We start from the raw sequence: 26,730 nt of genomic DNA on the forward strand, positions 1-26,730 counted from the left end.
ATCCTGTTTCGGCATATGCTCCCTGAAGCGGTTCCGACGCCATTTTAGGCAGGCCTTTCAGAGCGAGCTTTTGATCTTCTCCAGCCCGGCCCGCAGCAAAGGACTGCGGGCGAAACGGGCCTCGAACTCCTCGCCGGTCATCTCCCGCCATCCGTCGGCCGTCAGTTCCAGGCGCTCCGCCACGGCTTCCAGACCGGCATTTTCCGGCGCCAGCGGCATATCGGGCCGGTTGTTGTACGGACAGACCTCCATACAGCGGTCGCACCCGAAAATACGTCCGTCCAGAAACGGACGGACGGCACTTTCGACAGCTCCGGGCCGTTCTATGGTCTGGTACGAAAGACAGCGGCCCGCGTTCACGACGCGCGGGGCGACGATGGCTTTCGTGGGACAGGCCTCCATGCAACGCCGGCAGTTCCCGCAGCCGTCCGGTACCCGCTGCGCAGGCAAACAGCCGTCGGGCAGCGGCATGTCCAGCAAAAGCATCCCGATCAGGGTGAAACTGCCCAGCCGGGGATGGATCAGCATCGAACTGCGGCCGATCCAGCCCAGTCCGGCACGAACGGCCCAAGCCCGTTCGAAAGCGGGCGCACTGTCCGTTACGGGCCGGCCTTTCGCAGCCCCGAACCCTTCGTAACCGCGGATGGCCTCGAGCAGCCGGCGCAGGTTCCGTTTGAGCACGTCGTGATAATCGTCTCCCCATGCGAAACGGGCGATACGCGGCGCGCCGTCCGGCTGCCGGACTTCGGGCGGCCGACGGTACGACGTCAGGGTCACGACCACGCTCCGTACCGCCGGAAACAACCGACGCAGGTCGTGCCGGTAACCCGCCGAGCGCTCCAGATAGCCCATGTCGGCTCCGTATCCTTGGCCGAGCCACTGTACGAACCGCTCCTTTTCCTCTTCCAGCAGGGCGAAAGCGGCGACGCCTGCGGCCGAAAAGCCGCAGGCGCGATACTCGCGTTCCACTATTTCCTGCAATCCGTACATACCGATGTTCCGGCTGTTCCCCGGCGATTCCTCTCCCGTCCCGGCACTTCCCATCACCTATCCGCCCGCTCCTCCCTGTCTGTACCTCGACGATTTTCGGCCCGCGCTGATCCTTCCGGACAAAGATAGGGAAATCCTTCGGCGGCCGTTACCGGAAAAAGAGCCGGACATAGACCGGCAGGTGGTCGCTGATCGTCCGGTCGGGGTATCCGCGGAACCGTCCTTCGGCCGTCAGCATCCAGTCGCGCAGGAAAATCCGCGCATCTTCGGCCGGTTCCAGGTCGCGGCTGACGAAAATATGGTCGTACATCACCCACGTGTCCCGCCACGCATACGACCCCTGCCCCCGGCGATGCGGCGCAGCCGTCAGGCAACGGAGTCCGGACAGGTTGCGCCGCACCAGTTTCGACCCCGGATGGTCGTTCAGGTCGCCCAGAACGATCGCGCCCGTTCCGGGCGCCTCTTGCGCCGCCATATCGCCCAGCCGGGCCGCGATCGTCTCCCGCATGCGGGCCGCGCGGCCGTAGCCGCCCCGACGCGAGGGGAGGTGCACGGCATAGACCGCTATGCGGCGGTCCGTGCCGGTGACGGCAAATTCCGCCCGGAGGATGTCCCGCGTCGGATAACCGTCCGACACCCTGATCGGTTCCGAGGCGAGCGGCTCCACGCGATCCCGGCGGTAGAGCAGGGCCACGTCGATACCGCGGTTGTCCGGAGAGTCGTAATGGATGAAACGGTAAGGCACGGTATCGAGCGGCGCGGAAGCCAGCAAATCGCCCAGCACGCCGGCATTTTCCACTTCGCACAAAGCGACGATGTCCGCCGACAGTCCGCCGATCACCCGCGCCAGCGCCGCCGTTTTCGCCTCATAAGCCTCCGGCGTGAGCACCAGGTCGCGGATGCCGGGATCGTTGATCGTATCGAACAGATTGCAGACATTGTAGGAAGCGACGGTCAGCACCCGCGCCGGCTGGGCCTGTGCGGGCCGGACGGCGTACAGGAGAATAAGAATAAAAGGGAGGATCGGACGCATTTTTCCGGGTATGAAAAAGGCACACGACCTGAAGACAATCCGCTCTGAGGTAGGACGAGTACACCCTAACGAACCATAGCCCCAGGCGTGTGCCCGTATAGGCAACGCAAGGAGCTCGGTTCGTTATGCTTCGTTGGCTTGAAACTCGTCTTTTCAGAGCGGAAGCGCGTAAAATGTAAGAACTTATCGGGTGGCAGCCTGCTGGAGCGGGCACGCCGGTAGACAAATATAATGATTTCTTTCGGACTGTTGTAATGCTTTAGGACGATTCTGATTATTGGAGATGCTGCCCTCGTTGGGCCTCTTGTCAGGGTTTTGCATTACCTGATGGAAGTGCGGCGTAGGCGCAGTGCCCTCCTTTGGGTAGTTGCAGCCCGCTCGAGTACCGGGCGGCACTGTCCGCCCGCTGCAAGGGCAAGAACGCTAAGTCTGGCTTACGCCAAACGTGCAGAATTGCCACGGGCGTCATTATTTTAGACGTATGGGGCTTGCCAAAAGTTGCTTACTGTTTGCGCGGCAACGGTCAGCCCGCAGCCGCCCCCGGCGGAGGACTGCCATATTCGCTGCGCTTATTTGCACCTCCGCTGGCTGCGGGCGCATATAGCCTTATGATATTTATCTTATTTATCATAGATTATAATTCGATACGCCGAGTGTGTCTTTTTTGTACGTCGGAGGCGGTTCTCTCCTGAAAATCGTATCTTTGCCAACGGCGCCCGCCTCCCCTGACGGAACCGGGCCGGATACCCATCAGAAAAACCGCATGGAGAACAATACAGTCGGCCGCGTCCGGTGGTGGAAAATCGCCCTGCCCGTCCTTTTCGGCCTCGGTTTCGTGGCCTGGATGATCGCCCGCGATTTCGATCCCGCCATTTTCGAGCATGTCCGGTTCACGTGGCACGCGCTGCTTTTCATCCTCGTCGCTTTCCTTTTCATGGTCGGGCGCGACCTCGGCTACATTATCCGTATCCGGCTGTTCAGCCGGGGACAACTCTCCTGGCGGCAGGCGTTCCGCATCATCATGCTCTGGGAGTTCACCTCAGCCGTGACTCCTTCGGCCATCGGCGGCACCAGCGTGGCCGTCGTTTTCGTCCACAAAGAGGGGATCCCCGTAGGTAAAAGCGCGGCGATCGTCATGCTCACCTCGTTTTTCGACGAGTTGTATTTTGCCGTCGTCTTTCCCGTCGTCTTTTTCATCGTGGGCGGAGACCGGTTGTTCGACGGACCTATGGGCCACCAGTTGATGCTTTTCGCCGCGATCGGCTACGGCGTCAAGCTCGCCTACCTGCTGTTGCTGAGTTACGGGCTGTTCCTCAATCCGTTGGGGCTGAAATGGTTGATCGTCAAAATATTTTCTCTTCCCGGCCTGCGCCGCTGGCGACCGGGGGCGGTCAAGGCCGGCACGGACGTGGTGCGCAGCGCCATCGAGATCCGGCGCTACCGTCCCCGGTTCTGGGCCGAGTCTTTCGCGGCGACTTTCCTGTCGTGGAGTTCCCGCTATCTGGTGGCCAACGCGCTGTTCATGGCTTTTTTCATGCTCAGCGACCAGTTTCTGGTTTTCGCGCGCCAACTGGCGATGTGGATCATGATGCTGGTGGCTCCGACGCCGGGCGGAAGCGGTTTCGCGGAATATATCTTCTCCAATTTCCTGAGCGACGTAATTCCTGTCGGGGCCTCGATACAGATCGGCACGGCAGCGGTGATCGCCCTCTTGTGGCGGCTGGTGACCTATTATCCCTACCTGATTATGGGGGCGGTCATCCTGCCCCGGTGGCTGCGCCGCAGTTTCGGCAGACAAAATCCGGGGATATCCCGGAAGGCCGGCTAAACGCTCTTCCCCCGCCCTGTAACTCTCTTTCCGGATGGATATACTGATACGCATTCTCAATATCGTCGGCTCGCTCGGTCTTTTCCTTTACGGGATGAAACTGATGAGCGAAGCCCTGCAACGCGCCGCGGGAAGCCGACTGCGCCGCGTGACGGGACGCATGGCCGCCACGCCGCTTTCGCAGATCGCCTCCACCGCCGCGGTAACGGCCACCGTACAGTCCTCCAGCGCGATCACCGTAATGATCGTCAGCTTCGTGAACGCCGGAATCGTAAACCTGCGGCAGGCGATCGGAATGATTATGGGAGCCAATATCGGGACGACCGTTACGGCATGGATCATCGCCGTCTTCGGTTTCGAACTGAATTTTTCCGTCATTTCGGTGCCGATGGTCGGGCTGGGATTCGCCCTGATCCTGCTCCATAAAGCCCGTTACCGTGCGCTGGGCGAGATCGTCATCGGTTTCGCGCTGATGCTGCTGGGGCTGGCCGTGCTCCAATCTTCGATGAGCGGCGTCGCCCAGAATACGGCCTTGTTCCGCGAACTGGCCGTTTATGCCGACCTGGGCTATCTGTCCGTCATTCTGTTCGTGTTGATCGGCGCCCTGCTGACCGCGATTCTGCAATCGTCGAGCGCCACCATCACCCTGACGATCATCATGTGCCAGAGCGGCTGGATTCCCTTCGAAGCAGGAGCGGCGATGATCCTCGGCGAAAACGTCGGAACCACCGTGACGGCCAACCTCGCGGCGATCGTGGCCAATACTTCGGCCAAACGGGCCGCCCTGTCGCACACCCTGTTCAATGTAGCGGGATTGGTATGGGTCGTGCCGCTGATGCCGTGGATTACGGACGGAATCGCCGGCCTGTTCGCCGGCATGGGCCATACGGGACCGGAAGCCGCCCCCCTGATGCTGGCTTTTTTCCATTCGGGATTCAATATCCTGAATGTCTGTCTGTTGGTCAATTTTATCCCGCAGATCATGCGGTCGGTGACGTGGATGGTGCACCAGTCGCCCGACGACAACCGCAAACGGCTTTTCGCGCTCGATTCGGGCATGGTCTCCACGCCGGAACTGTCGCTGATGCAGGCCCACAACGAAATCACCAACCACGCCAAACGGGTCCTCAAGATGTTCGGTATGGTGCGTTCGCTGATGACGACCACCAATGCGCAGGAGTTCCTGGCTGCGTACGAGCATGTGGAAAAATACGAACGGATCACCGACCGCGTGGAACGCGAAATCATCACTTACCTGTCGCGTATCACCTCGCAGGATAACAGCGAAGGGGCTACACGCCGTCTGCAAACCATGTTCCGCACCATTTCGCATATCGAACAGATCGGGGACGGCAATCTGGAGCTGGCCCGGATACTTCGGACCAAGAAAGAGCGCAACCTTTGGTTCAATCAGGAGCTGCGGGACAAACTGGGGAGTCTGTTCGACTTGGTGGAACAGGCGCTGTACGTGATGGTGACGAACCTCGAAAATCCCACGGCCGAAGGGGTCGAGCGCTCGCGGGCCATCGAGCAGCAGATCAACCTGACGAGCGCACGGCTGCGCGGCGAACAGCTGCAGGAGGCCCAAGGACAGGATTACAAATATATGGCGGGCATCGCTTTCATCGAGATGGTGGTGGAATGCGAGAAACTGGGCGATGCCGCCGTCCATATCTCCGCCGAACAGGCGGAAGGCCTGTAATGGCTCTCCCGGCGGCACGCAAACCGGGGCTTACTCCGCCCGAAAAAGACGGAAAAATCGGATAACTTATCCTGCTATGGCTTCGGTCAGCGCCGCCCCCTTCCGACTGAACGAACGCCCGGTCGGAATGCCCGGCGGCGCCGCAGAGCCGAAATCGGTTTTCCGGACCGTCAGTCCCTCGTGCGCAAACCGAAAACGGCTACCGTAATTCCCGGTTTTAGAACTGGAAATAGATAAACGGCTGGACATCGCCGTTGCGCAACTGCATGATGAGCCAGATCAGCCCCGTCATCATCACCGCATAGAGCACGATCGGCATCCGCTGTACCAGCTGCAAAGTGCGTGCCTCGACACGGGCGCTGGCGAAATGGAGCAGGTATCCCAGCGCCATCAGCATGACCACCCATTTGTATCCCGTCACGAAATCGAAGAAAATCTCCGGGTGGAAAGCCGTGAAAATCTGCGAAAACACCTGCCCGGCCACCTCCATGGAGGGCGACCGGAAGAAAACCCACGTCACGCAGACGAAGCCGAACGTGACCGCGATGCCGATTACCCTGCGCCAGCGGGGCATGTCCGCCCCCGTCGGTCTGAAACTCAGGAAACGGTTCATCGTCCACTTGTGGCAGGCCAGCCCCGCGCCGTGCAGGCCGCCCCACACGATGAAACGCACCGCCGCGCCGTGCCACAGGCCGCCCAGCAACATCGTCGCCATCAGATTCAGGTAGGTACGCAGGCGACCTTTGCGGTTGCCGCCCAGCGAGATGTACAGATAATCCTTGAGCCAGCTCGACAGCGAGATGTGCCACCGCCGCCAGAACTCCGTGATCGTCGCCGACTTATAGGGCGAATCGAAGTTGGCGTTGAACCGGAAACCCAGCAGGAGCGCGATTCCGATAGCCATGTCCGAATAACCCGAGAAATCGCAGTAAATCTGCAAAGCGTACCCCAGTACTCCCATCAGATTTTCCAGTCCCGTATAGAGCATCGGGTTGTCGAAGATACGGTCCACGAAATTGAGGCTGATGAAGTCCGAAATCACCGCTTTCTTGAACAGACCGCACAGGATCAGCCAGAATCCTTCGCCGAACTGCGCCCGGCTGACGATCAGCGGCCGCTGGTGTATCTGAGGAATGAAGTCGCGCGCCCGCACGATCGGCCCCGCCACCAGCTGCGGGAAAAACGAGATGTAGAACAGGTAGTCGATCCAGCGGCGCAGCGGTTCCACTTTGCCCCGGTAAAGGTCGATGATGTAGCTCATCGACTGGAACGTGAAGAACGAAATGCCGATCGGCAGGAAGATATTCCTGAACTCCAGGGGGTCGGCCAGGAAGTTGTTGAATATTTCGATCAGGAAGTTAGTGTACTTGAAATACCCTAACATACCGAGGTTCACGCACACGCTGAGGGCTACCAGCCACCGCCGTGCCCGCCGCGTGCGGGCGCGGGCGATGAAATGGCCGATCAGGAAATCGCTCGTGGCCGTGAACATCAGGAGCAGGAAAAAGATCCCGCTGGTCTTATAGTAGAAATAGAGCGAGAAAAGCGTGACGTAGACGATCCGCAGGGTTACCGTCCGGCGCATGAACCCGTAGAAAAAGGTGAACCCCAGAAACAGGAACAGGAACAGGCCGCTGGTAAACAACAACGGCTCTTCGGGGTTGTATTTCAGCAGTTCGACGAGGTTACTGAGCTGTTGAGCCATAGCCGACATATCCGTTGTATAGTGCGTTATAGATCAGAAGGCCCTGCACGCGGTACCCTTCTTCAGTATAATGAATCCTGTCGCGTCCCATCAGCCCGTATTCGGCCCAGCTTTCGGCTGACCCTTCGCCGCCCGTGGCCCCATAGAGGTCGATAAAAGCCACCCCTTTGTCCTGCGCGTAACGTTTCAGCGTCCGGCTGACCCGTCCGAAATTGGCGTTCGGCGTTCCGCGCTTGAACGCCTGCGTCGGAGCCGTCAGCAGAATGGCTGCCTCCGGGTTGGCTGCCCGAAGCGGGGCGACGAAACGGTCGATCTCGCGATAGAAGACTTCGTCGTTGAAGTTGTTGCCGGAGGCTTCGTTGGAACCCATCGAAAGGATAATGAGGTCGGGTTCGAGGGCCGCGCTCTGGCGGATCGCCTCTTCCTGACGGCCCCAGTGCAGGTAACAGGCGCTATTGACGCCGATCGCGTGGTAGAGTATGCCGTCGCGTCCGTTTTCGAGCGAGAACCCGTAGATCGGTCCTTTGGCGAACCGGCCGTCGGCATAGGTGCGCAGTTCCAACGAATCGACGGTGGCTATCAGGTCGATGTCGGTATTGAAGTCGTAAATGATATCCGGAGCGCCCAGTCCGGCGGAGAGGCTGTCGTCGGCCTCGATGATGGGGGCGTATTTGTCGTGAAACACACGCACACGGTTGAAACCGTAGTCCAGGCTGTCGCCGGTAGGCAGGGTACAGATCAGGATGCGGTTGTCGGCGGTGGAGCTTTGCACGGCCACGCCGCTGATGCCGATCGGCAGGGCGCACCGGGAATTGACGGCGCGGGCGGAACTCCACTGGCCGCACCGGCCGGGCAGCGGACGGATGGCGTAGTCGCGCGGTTCGTTGCTGCCGCATATCTTATGGGGCACGATCATGCCGCGGCCTGCGTTGCCGAACCGGCTGTGCAGATGCCGCATGATGACGTCGGTCATGAATCCGGCCTGGATGTGGGAGTCGCCGAAGTGGATGATATTGACCAGACGAGGCCCGTCGGCGGACAAACTGTCGGAGCAGGCCGTGCGGATACTGTCGAGCTGCCGCAGCTTAGTGTAAAAGGGAACCAGATTGCGGGCGGGATCGGAAATGGTGTCGGCGGTGGTGTCCACAAAGGGATACGAGGCGATAAACACCGAATCGGAGGGCGTTGTTTCCTCTTCTTCCTGCCGGGCGCCGCTGCCGCCGGCAGCACAACTGCTGACTACGGCAATGATCCCCAATATCGTATATACTATATGCTTCAACATCCCATTTTTACCCGTTCGTTTATTCTGTACGTTAAGTTTTGAGGTAACCGTTCTTTCTTTGAAAAGAAAGAACCGAAGAGCCGACGCAGCAGCCGAGTGCAATCGAACTCGTTCGAATGGCCGAGGCGCAAGGAGGAAAGCGAAGCCAAACTTTTTGAGATCGTATCTCCTGAGTTTGGCAGGTGCCCTTTTCTTCAGGATTTTCGGCTGGAACGACAGTTCGCGTTGTTTTGCGGTTCGCAGAACCGCCGGCCTTGTCGCCCTGGCGCTCTGCGCCACGGGGGGAGGGCGACAGGCCGAACCTCAAGTTTAGGTGCAGGCCGTCGTTTCGGACGAACAGTATTCCGGAACCCGAAGCGTGCACAGTTGCCTCAAAACTTAACGTACAGAATAAACGAACGGTTATATATTATTGTGCGGTTGTAATCGCGTCGAACAGCGCCGTAGCGATTTTGCGTCCGCCCCTGGCCGAGATATGCGTATAATCCTTCGCCGCCCAGCCGTTTTTGACAAACGCGCTCATACCTCCCGCCGCCCGCATCGCATCGTACGTATTCCAGAACAGCACCCCGCAGTCCCTGGCCACCTGTTCCTGCGCCGCGACCATCGCCCGGATACCCGGCATCGTCACGAAAGCGCCGTTGCTGCGCGTCGCCCGGTCTCCCACGCTCATTACCAGAATCGCCGTCCCCGGAAAACAACGCCTGATGTGGTTCACCACCGCTGTCATCTGTTTCCGGTAAGCCGAATAATCCGTCACCTGGCTCGACACCACATTCAGCCCGTACTGCAAAATAATCAAGTCATACGGCGACAACTTGCCGAACTGCTCGCTCAGCACCGGACTGATACGTCCCATCGCCGTGCCCGAATTTCCCCGTACCGAGAAATTGTCCACGCTCACCCCCGTCGGATTCTCCAGAAACACCCCATAAGCCGTAAATCCCTCCACGTCGCTGATCTGGTAGCGGATCGACCGGAAATCGCCGTCGAGCTGAACCTCCTGCAACGACTCCATCGGGTCGGTATTGAACAGGAACTCCTCCTCGCCATTGACCGTGGCCCGGATCACCGACCTCCCCTTGCTGATGAACAACAGCCTGGCCCGCCCGAAACGGTCGAGATGCTTTTTGTGCGACGACCCTTTGTATTCCACATAGCTGTCTTCCGAGGGCGTGAAACGAAACGCCGAAATCGTGAACCCCTCCTGTTTGCTATTGACGATCGAACTCTGTTTCCACTGGCCGAACTTATGCCCCACCGTTTGCCGGAACCCGGCCACCTGCGAAGTGATCGGCACGAATCCCACGCCGCCCCCGCCGTAACGGCTCTGCATCAGCTCCCGGAAATCGGAAGTCAGCAGGTCGCCTTCGATGAACGAATCACCCATGAATCCGATACGCAGCGGGCGTTTCATCTGCCCGATACCCGCCAGTTTACCCGTGAAAGTCCGCATCATCGCTCCGTCCGGAGAATAGTCCCGGACCGGAACGGCACTCCCCGCCTGTACAGGGGCGGCAGATACCGTATCGACCGGTTCCGGGGCGGCGACGGCCGAATCCGCCGGCAAAACCGGCTCCGGCTCTACGAAAATCGTGCTGACCGAACGGCTGCTGTCTCCGTCGGTCGAGGCGGTCGTATCCGGTTCCGTTACGGAACGGACGGAATATCCTCCCTGGCGGATGCCGGCACCGGCCTCGGCGTCGAGTCCCTCCAGCTCCTCCACCGTATTCCCCCGGTCGAGGTCGGCGATAATATTGACAGGTTTGAGTCCGGCCTCCTCCACAGATTCCGTCGGGAGGTACTTCAATCCGAGCATCATCAGGGCGACCAGCAGAACCAGCCCGAAGGTATAACGGAAATAATTTTTCATCTTTCGTCCCGGGACAAATCGTCGCAAAAATAGCTATTTTAATCGGTTCCGGGATGTCCCGAACGATTTTCGGACCGTCTGCGGAACAAAAAAGCCGCTCCCCTGCGAAAAGGGGAACGGCCCGGCCGATAAATGCTGACAAAAAAACGTTTTTTTACAACTCTTTCCTCAGCCGGGAAGCCGGAATACCCAGCATCTCGCGGTACTTGGCTACCGTGCGTCTCGCGATCTTGTACCCCTTGGCCGTCAGGGTATCCATCAGAGCTTCGTCGGTCAGCGGATCGTGTTTGTCTTCGTTTTCGATGGCTTCGGCCAGGATACGCTTGATTTCGCGCGTGGACACCTCCTCGCCGCCTTCCGTCGGCAATCCTTCGGAGAAGAAATATTTGAGCAGGAAAACGCCGAAATGGGTCTGGATATACTTGCTGTTCACCACACGGGAGATAGTGGATATATCGAATCCCGTGGCGTCGGCGATGTCTTTGAGAATCATCGGGCGCAGCTTCGCCTCGTCGCCCTCCACGAAATAGTCGTGCTGGAACTGGAGGATCGCCCGCATGGTCTTCATCAGGGTTTCCTGCCGTTGCCGGATGGCGGAGATGAACCATTTGGCCGATTCGATCTTCTGCCGGATGAATTGCAGGGCCTCTTTGTCCGATTCGCTCTGGCTGCCGCTGTTCATGGCTTTCTCGGCCATACGCAGGTAGCTGCTGTTGATCTTCAGGTCGGGCACGCTGCGCGAAGCGAGCTGGAGGTCGAAATTGCCGTTGCTGTAATCCAGAATGAAGTCCGGAATGATATTCGGCGAGGCCGCCGAACTTTCGTCCGAATAGCCGTTGGTCGGCTTCGGGTTCAGGTGCATGATCTCTTCGAGCGCGGCCCGGAATTCGTCTTCCGTCACGCCCAGCCTGCGCATCATCCGTTCGTAATGTTTCTTGACGAAAGCGTCGTAATGGTCGGTCAGGATCGTTATGGCGAGCCTGACTGCCGGCGTCTGGTTCCGGAGCGCTTTCAGCTGGATGACCAGACATTCGCCCAGGTCCCGCGCCCCGATGCCGGCCGGGTCGAGCATCTGGACGATCCCCACTACGCGGTCCACCTCCTGTTCGGTCACCTCGATACCCTGCGTGAACGCGATGTCGTCCGCTATGGAGGCCGTGGGCCGGCGCAGGTACCCGTCGTCGTCGAGCGTCCCGATCACGAAACGGGCGATGGTCATCTCCTTCTCGCTGAGGTTGTGGTAGGCCAACTGCTCGGTCAGGAAGTCCTGCAAGGACATGCCCTGCGAAAGGGTAGGCGACCGGCGTTCGTCGTCTTTGGAGGTATTGTTGGTCTTGAGTTTATAGGACGAAGCGCTCTCTTCGTTGCGGATATAGTCTTCGAGCGTCAGGTTCGTTTCGTCCTGGTCGTTTTCGCGCTCCTCTTCTTCGAGCACGGGGTTCTCCTCGATCTCCTGTTTGACGCGCTGCTCCAGCTGGAGGGTGGGTAGCTCCAGCAGTTTGATGCCTTGTATCTGCTGCGGCGAAAGCCGCTGCTGCAATTTTTGTTCTAAACTTTGACTGATAGATGCCATAGGAAATGATTGGAGAAACAGGCCCTTCGCCGGGGCGCTGTCCGGACAAATGTAGGCATTTTGCCCCTAAATCCCAATTCAGGGCTGCTGCGGGGCTGTTTCCGGCCTGTGGGATAAGGGCCGGACGACCATCGATCGTCCGGCCCGCTGCGTTCCGATGGGATGTGGCGGCTTTTATAGTGTCTGAAAATACGACGTCCTCTCTTTTACCGCTTTTTGCTCCCGGTTTGCCGGATCCGAACGCGTTGCGTAGCTTTTGCCGTGTGTCTTTATCCGGTGTCGGTAACAACGGTTATCGCTCAAGACTGCTGTTAATCTGGATTTTATTTTGAACGAGCCGTCACTACCCGAACCCTTCCGGGCATCCGGATTTTATAAAACAAAAAGGTTAAATACATCGTTTCGCTTTCTCCGGCGAATACAACTCCGGCCGGAACGACCCCTTCAGGGCTTTTGTCAGGGTTTACACGCATATTCGGACGGTACCGCAGTATCTCGTAAAAAATTATCGCTCCGTTTCGGGTAAAACCGCATATGCTTACCGACTCCTGAAAGGTTGTCCCCCGGTTCCCTTTCCAGATGCGACACGGTATCGCCCGAGTCATATCGAGCCGTGCGGATAAAACCGGACAGTGTTTGTATCCGCTTGATTTTGCGGGACAATCGAGAGGCATTCGGGATCCTGCCGGAAACAAAACGTCCCCGGCCAGTTCTGCCGAACGAACTGCGCCGGGGACGGTCCGTAACAGGGGACGGCCTTACAGTAAGAACGACAGATCGTCGTCGGCCGTCAGCTCTTTCGGCGCCTGCCCGTAGCGGAACAACCGCAACGGCTTTTTACCGATCAGCGACAGTTTCCCGTCTTCGGCCAGCAGCATGCAACCTTCACGGAGACCCGCCACGTTCATCCCTTTGTTCGCCGCGATATATTCCTCGATACGCATTTCGCGCGTCTCTCCGGCATGTCCGTCCGGATGAGCGTCCAGGTAATGCGGATTGATTTGGAACGGAATGAGATTCAAGGCCTTGAACGACATCGGTTCCACGATGGGCATGTCGTTCGTGGTGCAGATCGTCGGACAACTCATGTTCGAGCCGGCGCTCCAGCCGATATACGGCACTCCCCGTTCGGCGACCGCTTCCCGGATCGGTTCGTACAACCCCTGGTCCTGCATCGTTTTGGCGAGGTGGAACGTATTTCCGCCGCCCACTACGATCGCCTGCGCCCCGCGTACCGCTTCCGCCGGATTCGCATAGCGGTGCACCGAATCCACTTTCACCCCGAACTCCGCGAACCGGGCGGCCACTTTGGCCTGATACTCGTCATAACTGAACGTAACGGCCGCATAAGGCACGAAAAGCACCGTGTCCACTTTCCGGGCCGAGGCCGCCAGAAAATCGGCGATATGCCCTTTCGGATATTCCAGATAGGCTTCGCCCGCATTGGTCGAATTGCTGATAAGGAGCAGTCGCATAGTCTTCGTATGTTTTAGATCGTTAGGTTTATCCGTCCGGCGGCTATTTTTTCCGCTTTGCCGCCGCGTTTCCGGCCAGCGGCATATCCGTATAAGGCTGAGCAGGCCGCCGCAAAGCCCGCCACAGGATGATCCCGCCTCCGACGATGAACGGTATGCTGAGTATCTGGCCCATATTGAGCGCCATCGCCTGTTCCCAGGCTTCCTGCGGCAGTTTGATCGACTCGATGAGCAGCCGCACCGTGAACAGCAGGATCAGAAACAGTCCGAAAATGACGCCCCGCCTTTCTTCGGCCAGTTTCGTGCGCCAGTAGAGATGCGCCAACAGGAAAAAGATCGCCAGGTAGGCCACGGCCTCGTAAATCTGCGTCGGGTGCATCGGCACCGTTTCGCCCGTCCGGACGAAGACGAAACCCCACGGCAGCGACGTCGGGTCGCCGTAGATTTCGGAGTTCATCAGGTTGCCCAGACGCACCAGCGCTCCGCTGAGCGGCACCATGACCGCCACCCGGTCGAGTATCCAGATGTACGGGAATTTCCATTTGCGGGCAAAGAGCCACAATCCTACCAGCAGTCCGATGGCCGCGCCGTGGCTGGCCAGTCCGCCGCCGCGGATGTCGAGCAGCTTGATCCAGGGAAATTCCGGCATGAACGGGTGGAGGAAATATTCTCCCGGCTCGTAGAACAGGCAATGTCCCAACCGGGCGCCGATAATGGTGGCGAACACGCCGTAGAGGAATCCGGAATCGACCAGCCGCGGATCGAGTCCCTCCCGCTTCACCATGCGGGCGAATATCCAGAGGGCGATCAGCAGTGCGGCGGCCCACAGCACGCCGTACCAGGCTATTTCGAGCGAACCGATGGAAAATGCGACGGGGTCGGCGTCCCAAACGACGGAAAGCGGGATCATAAGCAAAGGGTTATCGTGTAAATTACGAAAGGGTATATCGAGCAAAAGTACACTTTTTTACGGGATTCGCCGTATGGCCCGGAAAGCGGCTCCGGCAAATCGCGGGAAGAAGACGGGAAAATCGCTCCGCGATTATTCAGGTCGGCGAAAATTCGTTGAGAAATACACAAAGCCGTCTTCCGCGATACGAATCGGAGCGAAAAAGATTACATTTGCAATTCCTTAAGTAATTACAACGAAAAACCGATATGAAAGTAGCAGTATTCGGCGCGACAGGGCTTGTCGGCGGCCGTATGTTGACCGTGCTCGCAGAGCGCAATTTCCCCGTAACGGAGCTGATCCCCATCGCCTCGGAACGTTCCGCAGGCAAAAAAGTCGCTTTCGGGGGTAAGGAATGGACGGTAGTGACTCCGCAGGTCGGGTTGGACATGAAGCCCGAACTGGCGATCTTCTCGGCCGGCGGGCAGACCTCGCTGGACTGGGCTCCCAAATTCGCGCAAATGGGTTGCTACGTAGTGGACAACAGCTCGGCCTGGCGCATGGACCCGACCAAGAAACTGGTCATCCCGGAAATCAACGCCGATGTGCTGACCCCGGAAGACCGTATTATCGCCAACCCGAATTGCTCGACGATCCAGATGTTGATGGCCCTGGCCCCGATCTACCGTACCTACGGCATCCGCCGTATCGTGGTATCGACCTATCAGGCCATCACCGGTACCGGGATGCGTGCCGTGACCCAGATGGAAAACGAACGCAACGGGGTGACGGACGGCCCGATGATCTACCCGCACGTGATCGACCGCAACTGCATCCCGCAGTGCGACAGTTTCACCGAAAACGGCTATACCAAAGAAGAGATGAAACTGGTCAACGAAACCCACAAGATTTTCGGGGACGACTCGATTCTCGTTTCGCCCACCGCCATCCGCGTTCCGGTCGTGGGGGGCCATTCGGAATCGATCAATGTGGAGACTGTCAAGGATTTCACCATCGAAGAGGTACGCGCCCTGCTCGAACGCACGCCGGGCCTCAAGGTGGTGGACTGCCCCGAACGTTCCGAATATCCGATGGCCGTGACTGCCCAGCACCACGACGAAGTGTTCGTAGGCCGCCTGCGTCGGGATATTTCCAATCCGAAAGCGATGAACATGTGGGTCGTGGCCGACAACCTGCGCAAAGGGGCGGCGACCAACGCCGTGCAGATCGCCCAGTACCTGTTGGAAAAAGGGTTCATCCAGGCGTAACGCCCCGTTTTTGACGACGTATCGGACCGTTTCCCGCCTCCGGGCAGGAAACGGTTTTTCGTATGGAAGAGCCTCCCTGCGGACGAAAGGACGGACGCGGAGAGGAAATAAAGGTTATCTTTGCAAATAAAAAAGATAAGGCAAGTATATACGACTTTATCCAAAACCGTGCAACGATCTCCCCGAGCGGCCCTGCGGTATCGCCCGGCACAGGCGAACGGGAGTCTTCGCCGAGAAAGGGGGGCGCGGGCCGAAAGGCATTGAATCAGACGCACGGATCGAATGAAATAAAGTCGCATATAGCGGCCTAAAAAACGACAGCACCGATGGATTTTATCGAAGAACTGACCTGGCGCGGCATGATACACGACATGATGCCCGGCACCGCCGAACAACTGAAAAAAGAGATGACCACCGCTTACGTGGGGATCGACCCCACGGCCGACTCCCTGCATATCGGGCACCTGGTGGGCGTGATGATGCTCAAGCATTTCCAGCGGTGCGGCCATAAACCTGTCGCTCTGATCGGCGGCGCCACCGGGATGATCGGCGACCCCAGCGGCAAATCGCTGGAACGCAACCTGCTCGACGAGGAGACCCTGCGCCGCAACCAGGCCGCCATCAAAGCCCAGCTCTCCAAACTCATCGACTTCGACAGCACGGCCCCCAACGCGGCCGAAATGGTCAATAACTACGACTGGATGAAAGAACAGACCTTCCTGGGCTTTATCCGCGACATCGGGAAACTCATCACCGTCAATTACATGATGGCCAAGGATTCGGTCAAAAAGCGGTTCAACGGCGAAGGAGAAGGGATGTCTTTCACCGAGTTCACCTACCAGCTGGTACAGGGGTTCGACTTCCTGCACCTGTACGAAACCAAAAACTGCAAACTCCAGTTGGGCGGTTCCGACCAGTGGGGCAACATCACCACTGGTACCGAGCTGATCCGCCGCAAGGCCGGCGGCGAAGCGTTCGCCCTGACCTGTCCGCTCATCAAGAAAGCCGACGGCACCAAATTCGGGAAGACCGAGAGCGGCAACGTATGGCTCGATCCGCGCTACACCTCGCCTTACAAATTCTACCAGTTCTGGGTCAATGTGAGCGACGAAGACGCCGAACGGTATATCAAGATATTCACGATGCTCGACAAGGAGACCGTCGAAGCCCTGATCGCCGAACACCGTGAGGCGCCGCACCTGCGCAAGTTGCAGAAGAAACTGGCCGAGGAGGTGACCGTGATGATCCACTCGCGCGAGGATTACGAACGCGCCGTGGCCGCCAGTTCGATCCTGTTCGGCGGCGGGGCCGACGCGCTGAAAGCCGCCGACGAACGGACCATTCTCGAAGTTTTCGAAGGGGTGCCGCAGTTCGAAATCGCCAGGGCCGATCTGGAGGCCGGCGTGCCGTTCTCGGCGCTCTGTACCGAAAAGGCGTCCCTGTTCGCCTCCAAAGGCGAGCTTCGCCGGTTGATTCAGGGAGGCGGCATTTCGCTGAACGGTACCAAAACGGCCGATGCGGAACAGACGGTGACCCCGGCCGACCTGATTTCGGGCAAATTCCTGCTCGTGCAGAAAGGAAAGAAGAATTACTTCCTGATTATTGCGAAATAACGAGGCGGATTGCCTAACTTTGAAGGGACTTCCCGACGGGGAAAGTCCCTTTTTTCGTATCCAAACCCGAACCGCCATGTTCAGACACCTGTTTTTCGCAACCGCCGCACTGTTTACGGTCGGCACCGCCTCGGCCTGGAAAATCGAGGGCCGCATCGCCGGCGTGGCCGACAAAGATTCGGTTTCCGTTATGCTTTTCCGCTATTGGGGCAACATCGGACGCAGCATCCAAACGGACACCATCCGTAACGGTCGATTCTCTTTTTCAGACACTTTGCCCGCAAGCGAGATGGTGATGATGTCGATCCGTGCCGGCAACGGGCGCACGACTTCCAACCTGTGGATAACCGATACCACGGAAATCCGTATCGGCGGAGCCGCCGACGGAAAGTGGACTGCGGCGAGCAATGAGCCGGAGCAGGAGATAGAACAGGCGATAGATGCGATCGATCTCTCCGACTTGGACAGCCTGTTGGAGACCGACGAAGGCTACTGGAAGTACCGCGATTCCGTATGGCGAATCCACGTAGAGCGGCTTTGGCCGGTTTTCGACCAATACCCCAATTCGCAGGCGATGCTCAACTGCCTGAACTTTTATGTCAAAGTAGGGGCCGTCCCGCACGACAAATTGCAGCGGATATACGACCGGCTGACGCCCGAAATGCGCGGCACGTTGAATGGCGAAGCGATCGCCGTGGCCCTCGACCCGCCCCGTATTCCGCAGGTGGGCGAACCTTTCGGCGATTTTCAGGCCGCGGATACTTCGGGAGCGACGCACAGGTTGTCGGATTTTGCAGGGCGGGGAAAATACGTTCTGCTGGATTTCTGGAGCGTGGGGTGCGGCGGATGCTACGCCGCTTTCCCGGAGCTGAAAGAGATTTACGCCCGCTATAAAGACCGGCTCGAAATCGTCGGGGTGAGCCTCGACGCCAATAGAGAGATGTGGCAGGGAGCGATCATTTGGCAGGCATTGCCGTGGGTGCACCTTTCGGACGGGAAAGGGACGTATGCCGGGGCCGGCGTGCTGTACAAGCCGGATGTCATGCCGACTTACGTCCTGATCGATCCGCAGGGCACGATCGTCGAACGGTGGTATCCCGGAGAGGGCGACTTCCGGAACCGGATGATCGAACCGTATCTCGAAAAGCAATAGGCGACTCTCCATACGACTTTACCCGAAGCCGTGCAACGACCGCCCCAAACGGCCCTACGCCGAAGCCGTTTGACGGCATCGGGCGTGCGGGCGAAATATGCAGAAAACCAGAGACACAGATAAAACAGTTACCAAACAACGGACTACTCACCAAAATATCGAAACCATGCTGAAAAAAATGCTGTTTGCGGCTTTGGCGCTGGGCTTCTCGCTCGCTGCCGGGGCACAGGAGCCGGCCGGTCAAGTCAAGGTAGGCGACAAACTCTACGATGTGGAACTGCACGATACGGAGGGCAATTACTCCTACCTGGCCGATTACGCGGGTCAGGACGGGAAATACCTGCTGGTGCTCTTCTGGACGTCGAACTGCCCGCGGTGTCACGCTTCGTTTCCCGAAGTGGCCAAATACGCGGAAAAATATGCGGACAAACTCTCCGTGGTGGGCGTGATGCTGAGCGACAACCACGACGGCTGGATGGAGATGTACAAATACCGCAAACCGTTCGAATGGCCGAACCTTTCGGACGGTAAATTGCTGAAAGACGGGGCGGCGGTGCCGTACGGGATCGGTCTGTATCCGACATTCGTGCTGGTGGAGCCGGAAGAGGGCAAAATCGTCAGGATGTGGAGCGGTTTCAAACTGGATCGCTTCCAGACCGAAATGCAACCCTATTTCGCCCCGGTGGAGTAACGTTTTCCTTATCGCCGTCGGGAACGGAAAGGAGCATATCCGGCCCGAGCAAGGCCGTGCGTCTGTACCGAAGATCCGCGGGGACCGTACACAAATCCGCGCCGCGACAGATACCGCCTTTTCAGCGGCAGTAATGGACTTACGGATTCGGGCCGAAAAAGCCGCGGTCGCGCCCCGACAAAGGGGCGCGACCGCGGCTTTTCAGGTATCCGGCTGTTTCAGGGAGCCATCGAAAACGGAGCACCCGGACACTCCGCGAACGGGCGCCTGTCGGTTACAACAGCTCCTTTACCGCCGCTTCGATCTCCGTCGGAGGCACATTGCGGCGGACAATGTTCCCTTCCCGATCTATCAGAAAATTGGCCGGGATTTTCTGCACGTTATAGAGCCTCACCGCCGGAGAGTCTCCCCCCAGCTGGTCGCTCACCGAAATCCACGGCAGACGCTGTTCCGCGACGCTGCGTATCCATTGCGCCTTGTCCGTGTCGAGCGACACCTGGTAAACCTCGAACCCCTGCGCCGCATGCCGGTTATGGACTTCCACCAGCTCCCGGTTCAATATCTTGAGTTCGGGCAGATTCGATGCCGTGAACGAAAGCAGAATCACTTTTCCGCCGAGGTCGGACAATTTATGCCGTTTGCCCAGCGCGTCCGGCAGGTCCAGGTCCGGAAACGAAACCACGTTGTCCATGTTCTCGGCCAGCAGGCGGCCCGTTGCGGCCGCATTTTCGAAGCCCTGCACGTCGGCCGCCAGCGCAAGGGCGTAAGGCGACCCCGGATAGCGGTTGTTCAACGAATCGCTGACCATTCCGAAATAGACCACGTCCGTAACGTCGTCCGCGAAGACGAACGAGCCGTCCGCCGCCGTCTGGTACAGCGGCACGATAGCCGCCAGCGAACCCGCATGCCGGCTGATGAATCCGGCCGCCGCCTGTTTCCGGGCGACCGGGTCGGCCTGTGCCAGAATGTCGTTCGCCTCCTGCACCAGGGCCGAACCTGCCGAACCCGTTACGTCGTATCGGCGGGCCGTGCTGTCGGAGATGCGGACGACGATTTTTTCCGATGCGTCGGCCAACAGCGGGACATTGCCGCCGCCCGCGATGCGCAGGTTATAGAATTCCGGCACGCCCGGTTCCTGTTCGATAAAAAGGTTGAAATTCCCGTTCCGGTCGGTCCTGACGGAATCGACGAAACGGGCGCCCGTCGGAACGACTCGTTCCACGACGATGGTTTTGCCGCTGCCTCCGGCGGCGATGTCGCCGCGGACGGTTACGCCGCTGCCGGAACAACCGGCCAGCAGGAGGGCTGCCGTTCCGAGAAATGGAGTTATGTTTTTCATAGTATGGTTCGGGGTTAGGTACGATGTCCGGTTACAAATATAGCCTTTTCCGCGGGGGTTCCCTATTTTTTGAACATGAAATAGACCGCCAGCACGAGGAAAAAGGCCCCGAACAGGTGGTTGAGCCGGAGCGTTTCGGTTTTGAAAAACAGGGTGGTGAAAACGGCGAAGACGAGCAGTGTGACGACCTCCTGGATCACTTTGAGCTGCAAGAGGCTGAACGGGCCTCCGGTACCTTCGAAGCCGATGCGGTTCGCCGGAATCATGAAACTGTATTCGAACAGGGCGATGCACCAGCTGACCAGAACGATACCCCACAAGGGCAGCCCCTGGAAGAATTTGAACCGCAGCTGGCCGTACCAGGCCAGCGTCATGAACGAGTTGGAGACTACCAACAGCAGAATCGCGTATATTCCTTTCATGTTTAGCAGGGTAAACGGATATGGCGTTGTCCGGCGCCTGTCGTCCGTACGACGTCCCCCGGCACGGAAGAACCGGTGCTTTCCGGGCGGAGGCCGGAGATTTTCGGCGATGCGGGGGAAGCCTGCGGCGCGGTTGTCTTTTCCGGGTCTGTCCGGTTCCGGCGTTTTCCGGGGCGGCGTTTCAGCCGAACAGTTCCGCGATCAGGAAATCCGAGACCAGGAAGCGTTCCGCAGGGATGGCGAATCCTTCCGCAGTACGGAACATGTCGCCCTCGGCCGCGAAATCGCCGCAACGGGCGGCGATCCGTTCTGCCTGTTCCGCGCCGAATCGGGCGGCGATAAAATCGGTCGATATCCCCTCGGCCGTCCTCAGCCGGGTCATCAGGTATTCGTTCAGCAGGTCGGTGTCCGTCAGCCGTTCTTCACCGGGCGGTTCCCCGGCCAGATAACGACGGTTGTCGGCCACGTTCCACCGGCGGCACCTCGCCCCGTCGTAAGAGTGGGCCGAAGGCCCGGCGCCCAGATACGGCTCCCCGTGCCAGTAGGAGGAGTTGTGGCGGGCGCGGAAGCCCGGCCGGGCGAAATTCGACACTTCGTAATGTTCGAAGCCCGCTGCCGACAACGTTTCGCGCAGGATCCGGAATTGTTCTTCCGAAACCGATTCGTCCACCGGCTGCAACCCCTGCCGGCCGAAAAAGGTACGCGGCTCGATGGTCAGGTGGTAGGCCGACAGGTGCTGCACGTCCAGCTCCACGGCTCGGTCGAGGCTATATTGCCATTCGCGGGCCGTCATCCGGGGCAGGCCGTAGATCAGGTCGATCGTGATGTTCCCGAATCCCGCCGCCTGCGCCTCCCGCACCGCTTCGATGGCCCTGCGGGCGTCGTGGCGGCGGTTCATCCGCCGCAAATGGTCGTCGCAGAAAGACTGGATGCCGATGCTGAGCCGGTCGATACCGGCTTCGCGCAGTCCGTCGAGGTAAGCGGGCGTCAGGTCGTCCGGGTTGGCTTCGAGCGTAACCTCTTCGAACGTATCCGCCCTCCAGCGTTCCCGCACCTGCCGCACGAACCGTCCGATCTCTTCGGGGGTACATACCGACGGGGTCCCGCCGCCGAAGTAAAGGGTTTTCACGCTCCCGCACCCGATTTCCGCCCGTCGCCGGTCGATTTCGCGGCCGATGGCGTCGAGCATCCCGTCCTTGCGGGCCAGCGACGCGACGTGGTGGAAATCGCAGTATCGGCAGATTTGCCGACAAAAAGGTATATGGATGTATATTCCCGACATACGGTATCGACTTCAGGCCGGTTTGCCGCCGTCCGCCCGGCGGCCCGTACCGTTCCATACGGGGACTGCCGCCTCCCGGAGAAAGCGGCAGTCCGTCCGGACCTCCGGTGTCCGGCCTATACCCATTTGACCAGGGCGAAATCCATGCGGTGGGGCAGTTTCGGATTCCGGGCATAGACCCGGATCGCCACGTCGTAGGAACCGGCGTTCTCCGGCGTCGAATTGAGCCGGAAAGTGGCCACGCTGCCTTCCACCTGTACCAGGTCGAACTGGTAGGTGTTTTTGAGCGTGATCTTGCCTTTGTTCTGTCCGTCGTCGGTAATCTGGTCGGCCACCAGCATCTCTACGCCGATGTCTTCCGGCATCAGGCCGTCGATATCCACATTTACCTCCAGGTTGTAGTGTTCGCCGAGTTTGATGGTCATGTGGCCGACGTCGTACTGTTTGAAGTTGAGCACCTGGACTTTGTCCCACGACCGGCTCACGCGCCGTTTCCAAGCCGCGATTTCGCGCGCCTGGGCGAAGTCGTCGGCGATCATCTTCTCATGCCGCGCGTAGAGTTTCGAGTAAAACCGGTCTTCGTAATCCTGCATCATGCGGTTGGTGGTGAACTGCGACGCCACTTCGGCGATGCATTTCTTGACCGCGGCCACCCATTTCACCGGCAGGTTGTTCTCGTCGCGTTCGTAATAGAGCGGGGCGATCTGTTCCTCGATCGTGGCGTAGATCATCTCCGCGTCCAGTTCGTCCTGGTAACGCGGGTCGTCGAACGTGCTCTCCATCGGCAGCATCCATCCGGCGCCTTCCTTGTAACCTTCCACCCACCAGCCGTCGAGCACCGAGAAGTGCAGCACGCCGTTCATCACGGCCTTTTCGCCGCTGGTACCCGAAGCCTCCAGCGGACGCGTCGGGGTGTTCATCCATACGTCCACGCCCTGCACCATCCGCCGGGCCAGTTCCATGTCGTAGTTCTGCAGGAAGATGATTTTCCCCAGGAACTGGGGCATCTTGGAGACTTCGACGATCTTTTTGATCAGGTCCTGTCCCGCCTTGTCCGCCGGATGCGCTTTCCCCGCGAAGACGAACTGTACGGGACGTTCCGGGTTGTTCACGATCCGTTCCAGCCGTTCCATGTTGGTAAAGAGCAGGTGCGCCCGCTTGTAGGTGGCGAAACGGCGGGCGAAACCGATCGTCAGCACGTCGTTTTTCAACGACTCCTGAATCTGGACGATCTGGCGCGGCGAGTCGAACCGGAACTGTACCGGGTCGGCCACGCGCGTGCGTATCTTTTTCATCAGCCGTTCCTTGAGGTAAAGCCGGGCGTCCCATAGCACCTTGTCGTCGATGTTGTAAACTTTCTCCCAGTTCTCTTTGGCGTAGTTTCCCTGGCGGAACGACTCGCCGAAAGCGTTGTAATAGATCTCCTTGAGCCGCGTGGCCGCCCATGTCGGGAAGTGCACCCCGTTGGTCACGTAGCCGATATGCAGTTCGCAGGGCATGTACCCCGGCCAGATGTTTTTGAGGATATCCTTGCTCACCTCTCCGTGCAGCCAGCTCACCCCGTTCACCTCCTGCGACATGTTGGAGGCCAGCACGCTCATCGAGAATTTCTCGTTCGGGTCGTTCGGATCGGTCTTGCCGAGGTTGATGAACTGGTCCCAGGTGATTTTCAGCCGGTCGGGATAGTGGGACATGTATTGGCGGATCATGTCTTCCGGGAACGCGTCGTGGCCGGCGGGTACCGGCGTGTGGGTCGTGAAGAGCGACGACGAACGGACGCATTCGATCGCTTCCGAGAAGCTCAGGTCGTACCTGGCGATCAGGTTGTGCACCCGTTCCAGCCCGATGAAGGCGGCATGGCCTTCGTTGCAGTGGTAGATGTCGGCTTCGATGCCCAGGGTATTGAGCAGCCGGATACCGCCGATCCCCAACAGGAATTCCTGCTTGAGGCGGTTGTCCCAGTCGCCGCCGTAAAGGTGGTGCGTCACGCTGCGGTCTTCGGGCAGGTTCAGGTCGTGGTCGGTGTCCATCAGGTAGAGCTGCGTCCGCCCCACGTCGCAGCGCCAGATACGGGCGATCACTTTCCGGCCGGGGAAATTGACCGTAACGGTTTTCCAATTCCCCTGCGCGTCGCGTACCGGCGAAATCGGGAGCTTGAAGAAGTCCTGCGGTTCGTAGCTGGCCTCCTGGTCGCCTGCGGCGGAGAGCCGCTGGGTGAAGTAACCGTAGCGGTACAGCAGACCGACGGCCGTCATCGGCACGTTTTTGTCCGAGGATTCCTTCAGGTAGTCGCCGGCGAGGATGCCCAGGCCGCCCGAATAGATTTTCAGCGTGTGGTGCAGCCCGTATTCCATCGAGAAATAGGCTATTTGCGGCCGCGCGTCGGTCGGTTTGGCCGCCATGTATTTCCGGAATTCGGCATAGACGGCGTCCATCCGGGCCAGAAAATCCTGATTCTCGGCCAGTTCGCGCAAGGTCGTGAGGTTGAGCCTGTCGATCAGGTCGATCGGGTTGCGGTCCACCTGGTTCCACAGTTCCGGATTGATCGATTCGAACAGCTGCCGCGCCGGATCGTACCACGACCACCAGAGGTTCTTGGTCAGCTCTTCGAGCGGGCGCAGACGTTCCGGAACCGAGCTTTCGACCATCATCCGGGTCCAGTTCGGCTTGCTTTCTACCACCAGCTGCTGACGCACGTAATTGAGTTGTTCGTGGTTAGTTCCGCCGTCGGTATAGGTGTGCGCGCTGCGGCGGATCGCCGTTTGCAGGGCTATATCGTACAAGTCGAGGTAGTGGCCGTACAGGTTCGACCAAAGGGCGGTCTGCGAAATTTCCCGCGCCGATTCGCGGTGGCGGAGCATCTCCCGGTCGGTCATGTTGGCGTATCCGACCAGCGTCCCGGCGATGGCGGCCACCACTTCGGGGCTGTTGGTATCGTCGCGGTGCACGACCGTAACGCCGGTATGTCCGTCTTTAGCGTGCTGTTCGACCCAGAGGCCGAAGCCGGCCAGGTCGGTGGTTACGGTCGGCACCGAAAAAGCGATGCTTTCGAGCGGCGTGTAGCCCCACGGCTCGTAGTAGGACGGGAAAACGGTGACGTCCATCCCGACCAACAGTTCGTAGTAGGTCTTGTTGAAGATGCCGTCGTTGCCGTTCAGGTAACTCGGCACGAAGACGGTGTGCACGCGATTGCCCCGTCCCAGCAGACCGCGGGAACGCAGGTGGTTCACCACCGGGTCGTTGTCCGGATCGCCCAGATAATGGGTCGAGTTCAGGGCGCCGGCATAGTCCATGCCGCACTCTTTTTCGCCCGAAACGATGCACTGGAGGTCGCGGCGTGCGCCGTGGTTCCAGCACGGCACCATGATGTAAGCCAGGATGTCGCGTTGGAGGCTGTCGTTGCCGTTCAACTCGCCCAGCGAGTCGATGAACTCGTCGATCCCTTTGTTCTTGAACTCGTAACGGCCTCCGATCGACACGATCAGCGGGTCGTTCTGCAATTCGATGCCGAGCGTGGCTTCCGCCACGCGGATCATCAGGTCGCGGGCTTCGCGTTTTTTGGTTTCGGCCTCTTCGCCCTGCCAGACGAAACCGTCCTCGAAACCGTTCGGGGTCACAGTCGATACGTCGGCGTCGAGTAACGCCTTGCATTCGCGTTTGGTGATTTCGCTTACGGTCGAGAAGGCGTCCATGTGGTGGGCCGCCGCTTTTTCGATGGAGTGTTTGGCCACGACGCCGAACTGCCGGGCCATATCGTCCCCGTTGAAAGTCTCCAGCCCGCTGTACAGGGGCAGGCCGTTGCCGGCGATAGACCGGCCGACGACGGTGGCGTGGGTCGTGAAAACGGTAGCCACCGAGGGACGTTCTTTCTGGAGGTACAGCCCGCCGCTGGCGGTCATCCATTCGTGGAAATGGGCCGCGGTATGCTGTCCGGGCTGGCTGTAATGTTTGACGTAGCTTTCGATGACTTTCCCGGCGGCGTAACCGAACAGGACAGGTTCGATGTAGTCCCATTGGCCGCTGATGGAGTCCACTTTGTAGGTCTCCCACAGTTTGGCCAGGATTTCGTCTTTCCGGCCCATGATGGCCGAGAAATTGACCAGCATGGCCTTAGGAGTGCCCTTGACGTTCTTCCAGCGGCCGACGCGGACGCGCAACCCTTCGGACGCGATGATCTGCCGCCAGGCTTTCAGCAGGTTGGGGTCTTCTTCGAATTCCGGATTTTCGCTTTCGCTGGCCAGGTCCGGGCCTATGACGATGTAGCGGTCGTCGCCGAAATGTTCGATGGCGGTCAGGGCTTTGGTGCCCACGACGGTATGGATACCGCCGATTTTATTACATACTTCCCAGCTCACTTCGAAAAGCATGTCGGGTGTGTGTCTTGCGTTTTCACTCATAATGGTATCGGGTTATGTCCGTTTTGTCGTATCGGTTATCCGTATTTTCCGAATATTTTCGGAAAAGGTACGGTTGCAAAGGTAATGTTTTTATATTTAGGTAAGTACATGCGACATCATCCGAAACCGGATAACGACCCCGGCCGCGGTCCTGCGCTCGAGCGACCGGGCCGCTCCGAGGGCGGTACTTCGGATATGGGAATACTGATAAT

The 26,730-nt window shown here is 59.1% G+C and carries 18 protein-coding genes; 6 read left to right on the forward strand and 12 right to left on the reverse strand.

Annotated elements, in window-relative coordinates; genetic code table 11:
* Positions 1 to 57 precede the first annotated feature (57 nt).
* The gene (gene queG, locus RIKMI_RS13240) at positions 58 to 990 is read right to left on the reverse strand and encodes a tRNA epoxyqueuosine(34) reductase QueG (protein ID WP_051214563.1); all 933 of its coding nucleotides are present in this window, start codon (positions 988 to 990) and stop codon (positions 58 to 60) included.
* Between the two features lie 148 nt (positions 991 to 1,138).
* The gene (locus RIKMI_RS0106205; protein ID WP_027290894.1) at positions 1,139 to 2,023 is read right to left on the reverse strand and encodes an endonuclease/exonuclease/phosphatase family protein; all 885 of its coding nucleotides are present in this window, start codon (positions 2,021 to 2,023) and stop codon (positions 1,139 to 1,141) included.
* Between the two features lie 763 nt (positions 2,024 to 2,786).
* On the opposite strand from RIKMI_RS0106205, the gene RIKMI_RS0106210 reads away from it, so the two are divergent.
* Both RIKMI_RS0106210 and RIKMI_RS0106215 read left to right on the forward strand, forming a co-directional pair.
* Entirely contained in the window at positions 2,787 to 3,851 is a 1,065-nt protein-coding gene (locus tag RIKMI_RS0106210; RefSeq protein ID WP_027290895.1) for a lysylphosphatidylglycerol synthase transmembrane domain-containing protein, read from the forward strand.
* Between the two features lie 34 nt (positions 3,852 to 3,885).
* On the forward strand, positions 3,886 to 5,553 hold the full coding sequence (locus RIKMI_RS0106215; RefSeq protein WP_027290896.1) for a Na/Pi cotransporter family protein: 1,668 nt from the start codon (positions 3,886 to 3,888) through the stop codon (positions 5,551 to 5,553).
* A gap of 217 nt (positions 5,554 to 5,770) precedes the next feature.
* Here the strand turns inward: RIKMI_RS0106215 and RIKMI_RS0106225 are convergent, their stop codons facing one another.
* From RIKMI_RS0106225 to lgt, 6 genes are all read right to left on the reverse strand, one after another.
* Positions 5,771 to 7,267, reverse strand: coding sequence for an MBOAT family O-acyltransferase (locus RIKMI_RS0106225; protein ID WP_027290897.1), 1,497 nt, complete (start codon positions 7,265 to 7,267; stop codon positions 5,771 to 5,773).
* On the reverse strand, positions 7,239 to 8,543 hold the full coding sequence (locus RIKMI_RS0106230; protein ID WP_027290898.1) for a GDSL-type esterase/lipase family protein: 1,305 nt from the start codon (positions 8,541 to 8,543) through the stop codon (positions 7,239 to 7,241). Before RIKMI_RS0106230 ends, RIKMI_RS0106225 begins: the two co-directional genes overlap by 29 nt.
* A 409-nt stretch (positions 8,544 to 8,952) precedes the next feature.
* A complete protein-coding gene (locus tag RIKMI_RS13245; RefSeq protein ID WP_051214390.1) occupies positions 8,953 to 10,416 on the reverse strand; it encodes a GDSL-type esterase/lipase family protein in 1,464 nt (487 codons plus the stop codon).
* Between the two features lie 154 nt (positions 10,417 to 10,570).
* The gene (gene rpoN, locus RIKMI_RS0106240) at positions 10,571 to 11,989 is read right to left on the reverse strand and encodes an RNA polymerase factor sigma-54 (RefSeq protein ID WP_027290899.1); all 1,419 of its coding nucleotides are present in this window, start codon (positions 11,987 to 11,989) and stop codon (positions 10,571 to 10,573) included.
* Positions 11,990 to 12,747: 758 nt separating this feature from the next.
* Positions 12,748 to 13,464: a dipeptidase PepE gene (pepE, locus tag RIKMI_RS0106245; protein ID WP_027290900.1), complete on the reverse strand. Its 717-nt coding sequence runs from the start codon at positions 13,462 to 13,464 to the stop codon at positions 12,748 to 12,750.
* Positions 13,465 to 13,507: 43 nt separating this feature from the next.
* Complete coding sequence (gene lgt, locus RIKMI_RS0106250; RefSeq protein WP_037291611.1) at positions 13,508 to 14,374, reverse strand: prolipoprotein diacylglyceryl transferase; 867 nt, start codon at positions 14,372 to 14,374, stop codon at positions 13,508 to 13,510.
* A gap of 248 nt (positions 14,375 to 14,622) precedes the next feature.
* On the opposite strand from lgt, the gene RIKMI_RS0106255 reads away from it, so the two are divergent.
* The 4 genes from RIKMI_RS0106255 (at position 14,623) to RIKMI_RS0106275 (ending at position 19,078) form a co-directional block, all read left to right on the forward strand.
* Positions 14,623 to 15,621, forward strand: coding sequence for an aspartate-semialdehyde dehydrogenase (locus tag RIKMI_RS0106255; protein ID WP_027290902.1), 999 nt, complete (start codon positions 14,623 to 14,625; stop codon positions 15,619 to 15,621).
* A gap of 326 nt (positions 15,622 to 15,947) precedes the next feature.
* Positions 15,948 to 17,234: a tyrosine--tRNA ligase gene (gene tyrS / locus RIKMI_RS0106265; RefSeq protein ID WP_027290904.1), complete on the forward strand. Its 1,287-nt coding sequence runs from the start codon at positions 15,948 to 15,950 to the stop codon at positions 17,232 to 17,234.
* A 76-nt stretch (positions 17,235 to 17,310) separates the two neighbouring features.
* A complete protein-coding gene (locus RIKMI_RS0106270; protein WP_027290905.1) occupies positions 17,311 to 18,387 on the forward strand; it encodes a TlpA disulfide reductase family protein in 1,077 nt (358 codons plus the stop codon).
* A 166-nt stretch (positions 18,388 to 18,553) separates the two neighbouring features.
* Positions 18,554 to 19,078 (forward strand): TlpA family protein disulfide reductase, encoded by a 525-nt coding sequence (locus tag RIKMI_RS0106275; protein ID WP_027290906.1) that lies wholly within the window; start codon positions 18,554 to 18,556, stop codon positions 19,076 to 19,078.
* A gap of 274 nt (positions 19,079 to 19,352) precedes the next feature.
* On the opposite strand, the gene RIKMI_RS14300 is transcribed toward RIKMI_RS0106275, so the two are convergent.
* The 4 genes from RIKMI_RS14300 to glgP form a co-directional block, all read right to left on the reverse strand.
* Positions 19,353 to 20,417 carry a peroxiredoxin family protein gene (locus RIKMI_RS14300; protein ID WP_051214391.1) on the reverse strand — a complete coding sequence of 355 codons (1,065 nt, stop codon included), beginning with the start codon at positions 20,415 to 20,417 and terminating at the stop codon, positions 19,353 to 19,355.
* 62 nt (positions 20,418 to 20,479) lie between these two features.
* Positions 20,480 to 20,839 (reverse strand): DMT family protein, encoded by a 360-nt coding sequence (locus tag RIKMI_RS0106285; protein ID WP_027290907.1) that lies wholly within the window; start codon positions 20,837 to 20,839, stop codon positions 20,480 to 20,482.
* A 181-nt stretch (positions 20,840 to 21,020) separates the two neighbouring features.
* Entirely contained in the window at positions 21,021 to 22,121 is a 1,101-nt protein-coding gene (gene hemW, locus RIKMI_RS0106290; RefSeq protein WP_027290908.1) for a radical SAM family heme chaperone HemW, read from the reverse strand.
* Between the two features lie 116 nt (positions 22,122 to 22,237).
* The gene (gene glgP, locus RIKMI_RS0106300; protein ID WP_027290909.1) at positions 22,238 to 26,518 is read right to left on the reverse strand and encodes an alpha-glucan family phosphorylase; all 4,281 of its coding nucleotides are present in this window, start codon (positions 26,516 to 26,518) and stop codon (positions 22,238 to 22,240) included.
* Positions 26,519 to 26,730: the final 212 nt, after the last annotated feature.

Origin of the sequence: Rikenella microfusus DSM 15922, from assembly GCF_000427365.1 — a bacterium.
Lineage (GTDB): Bacteria > Bacteroidota > Bacteroidia > Bacteroidales > Rikenellaceae > Rikenella > Rikenella microfusus.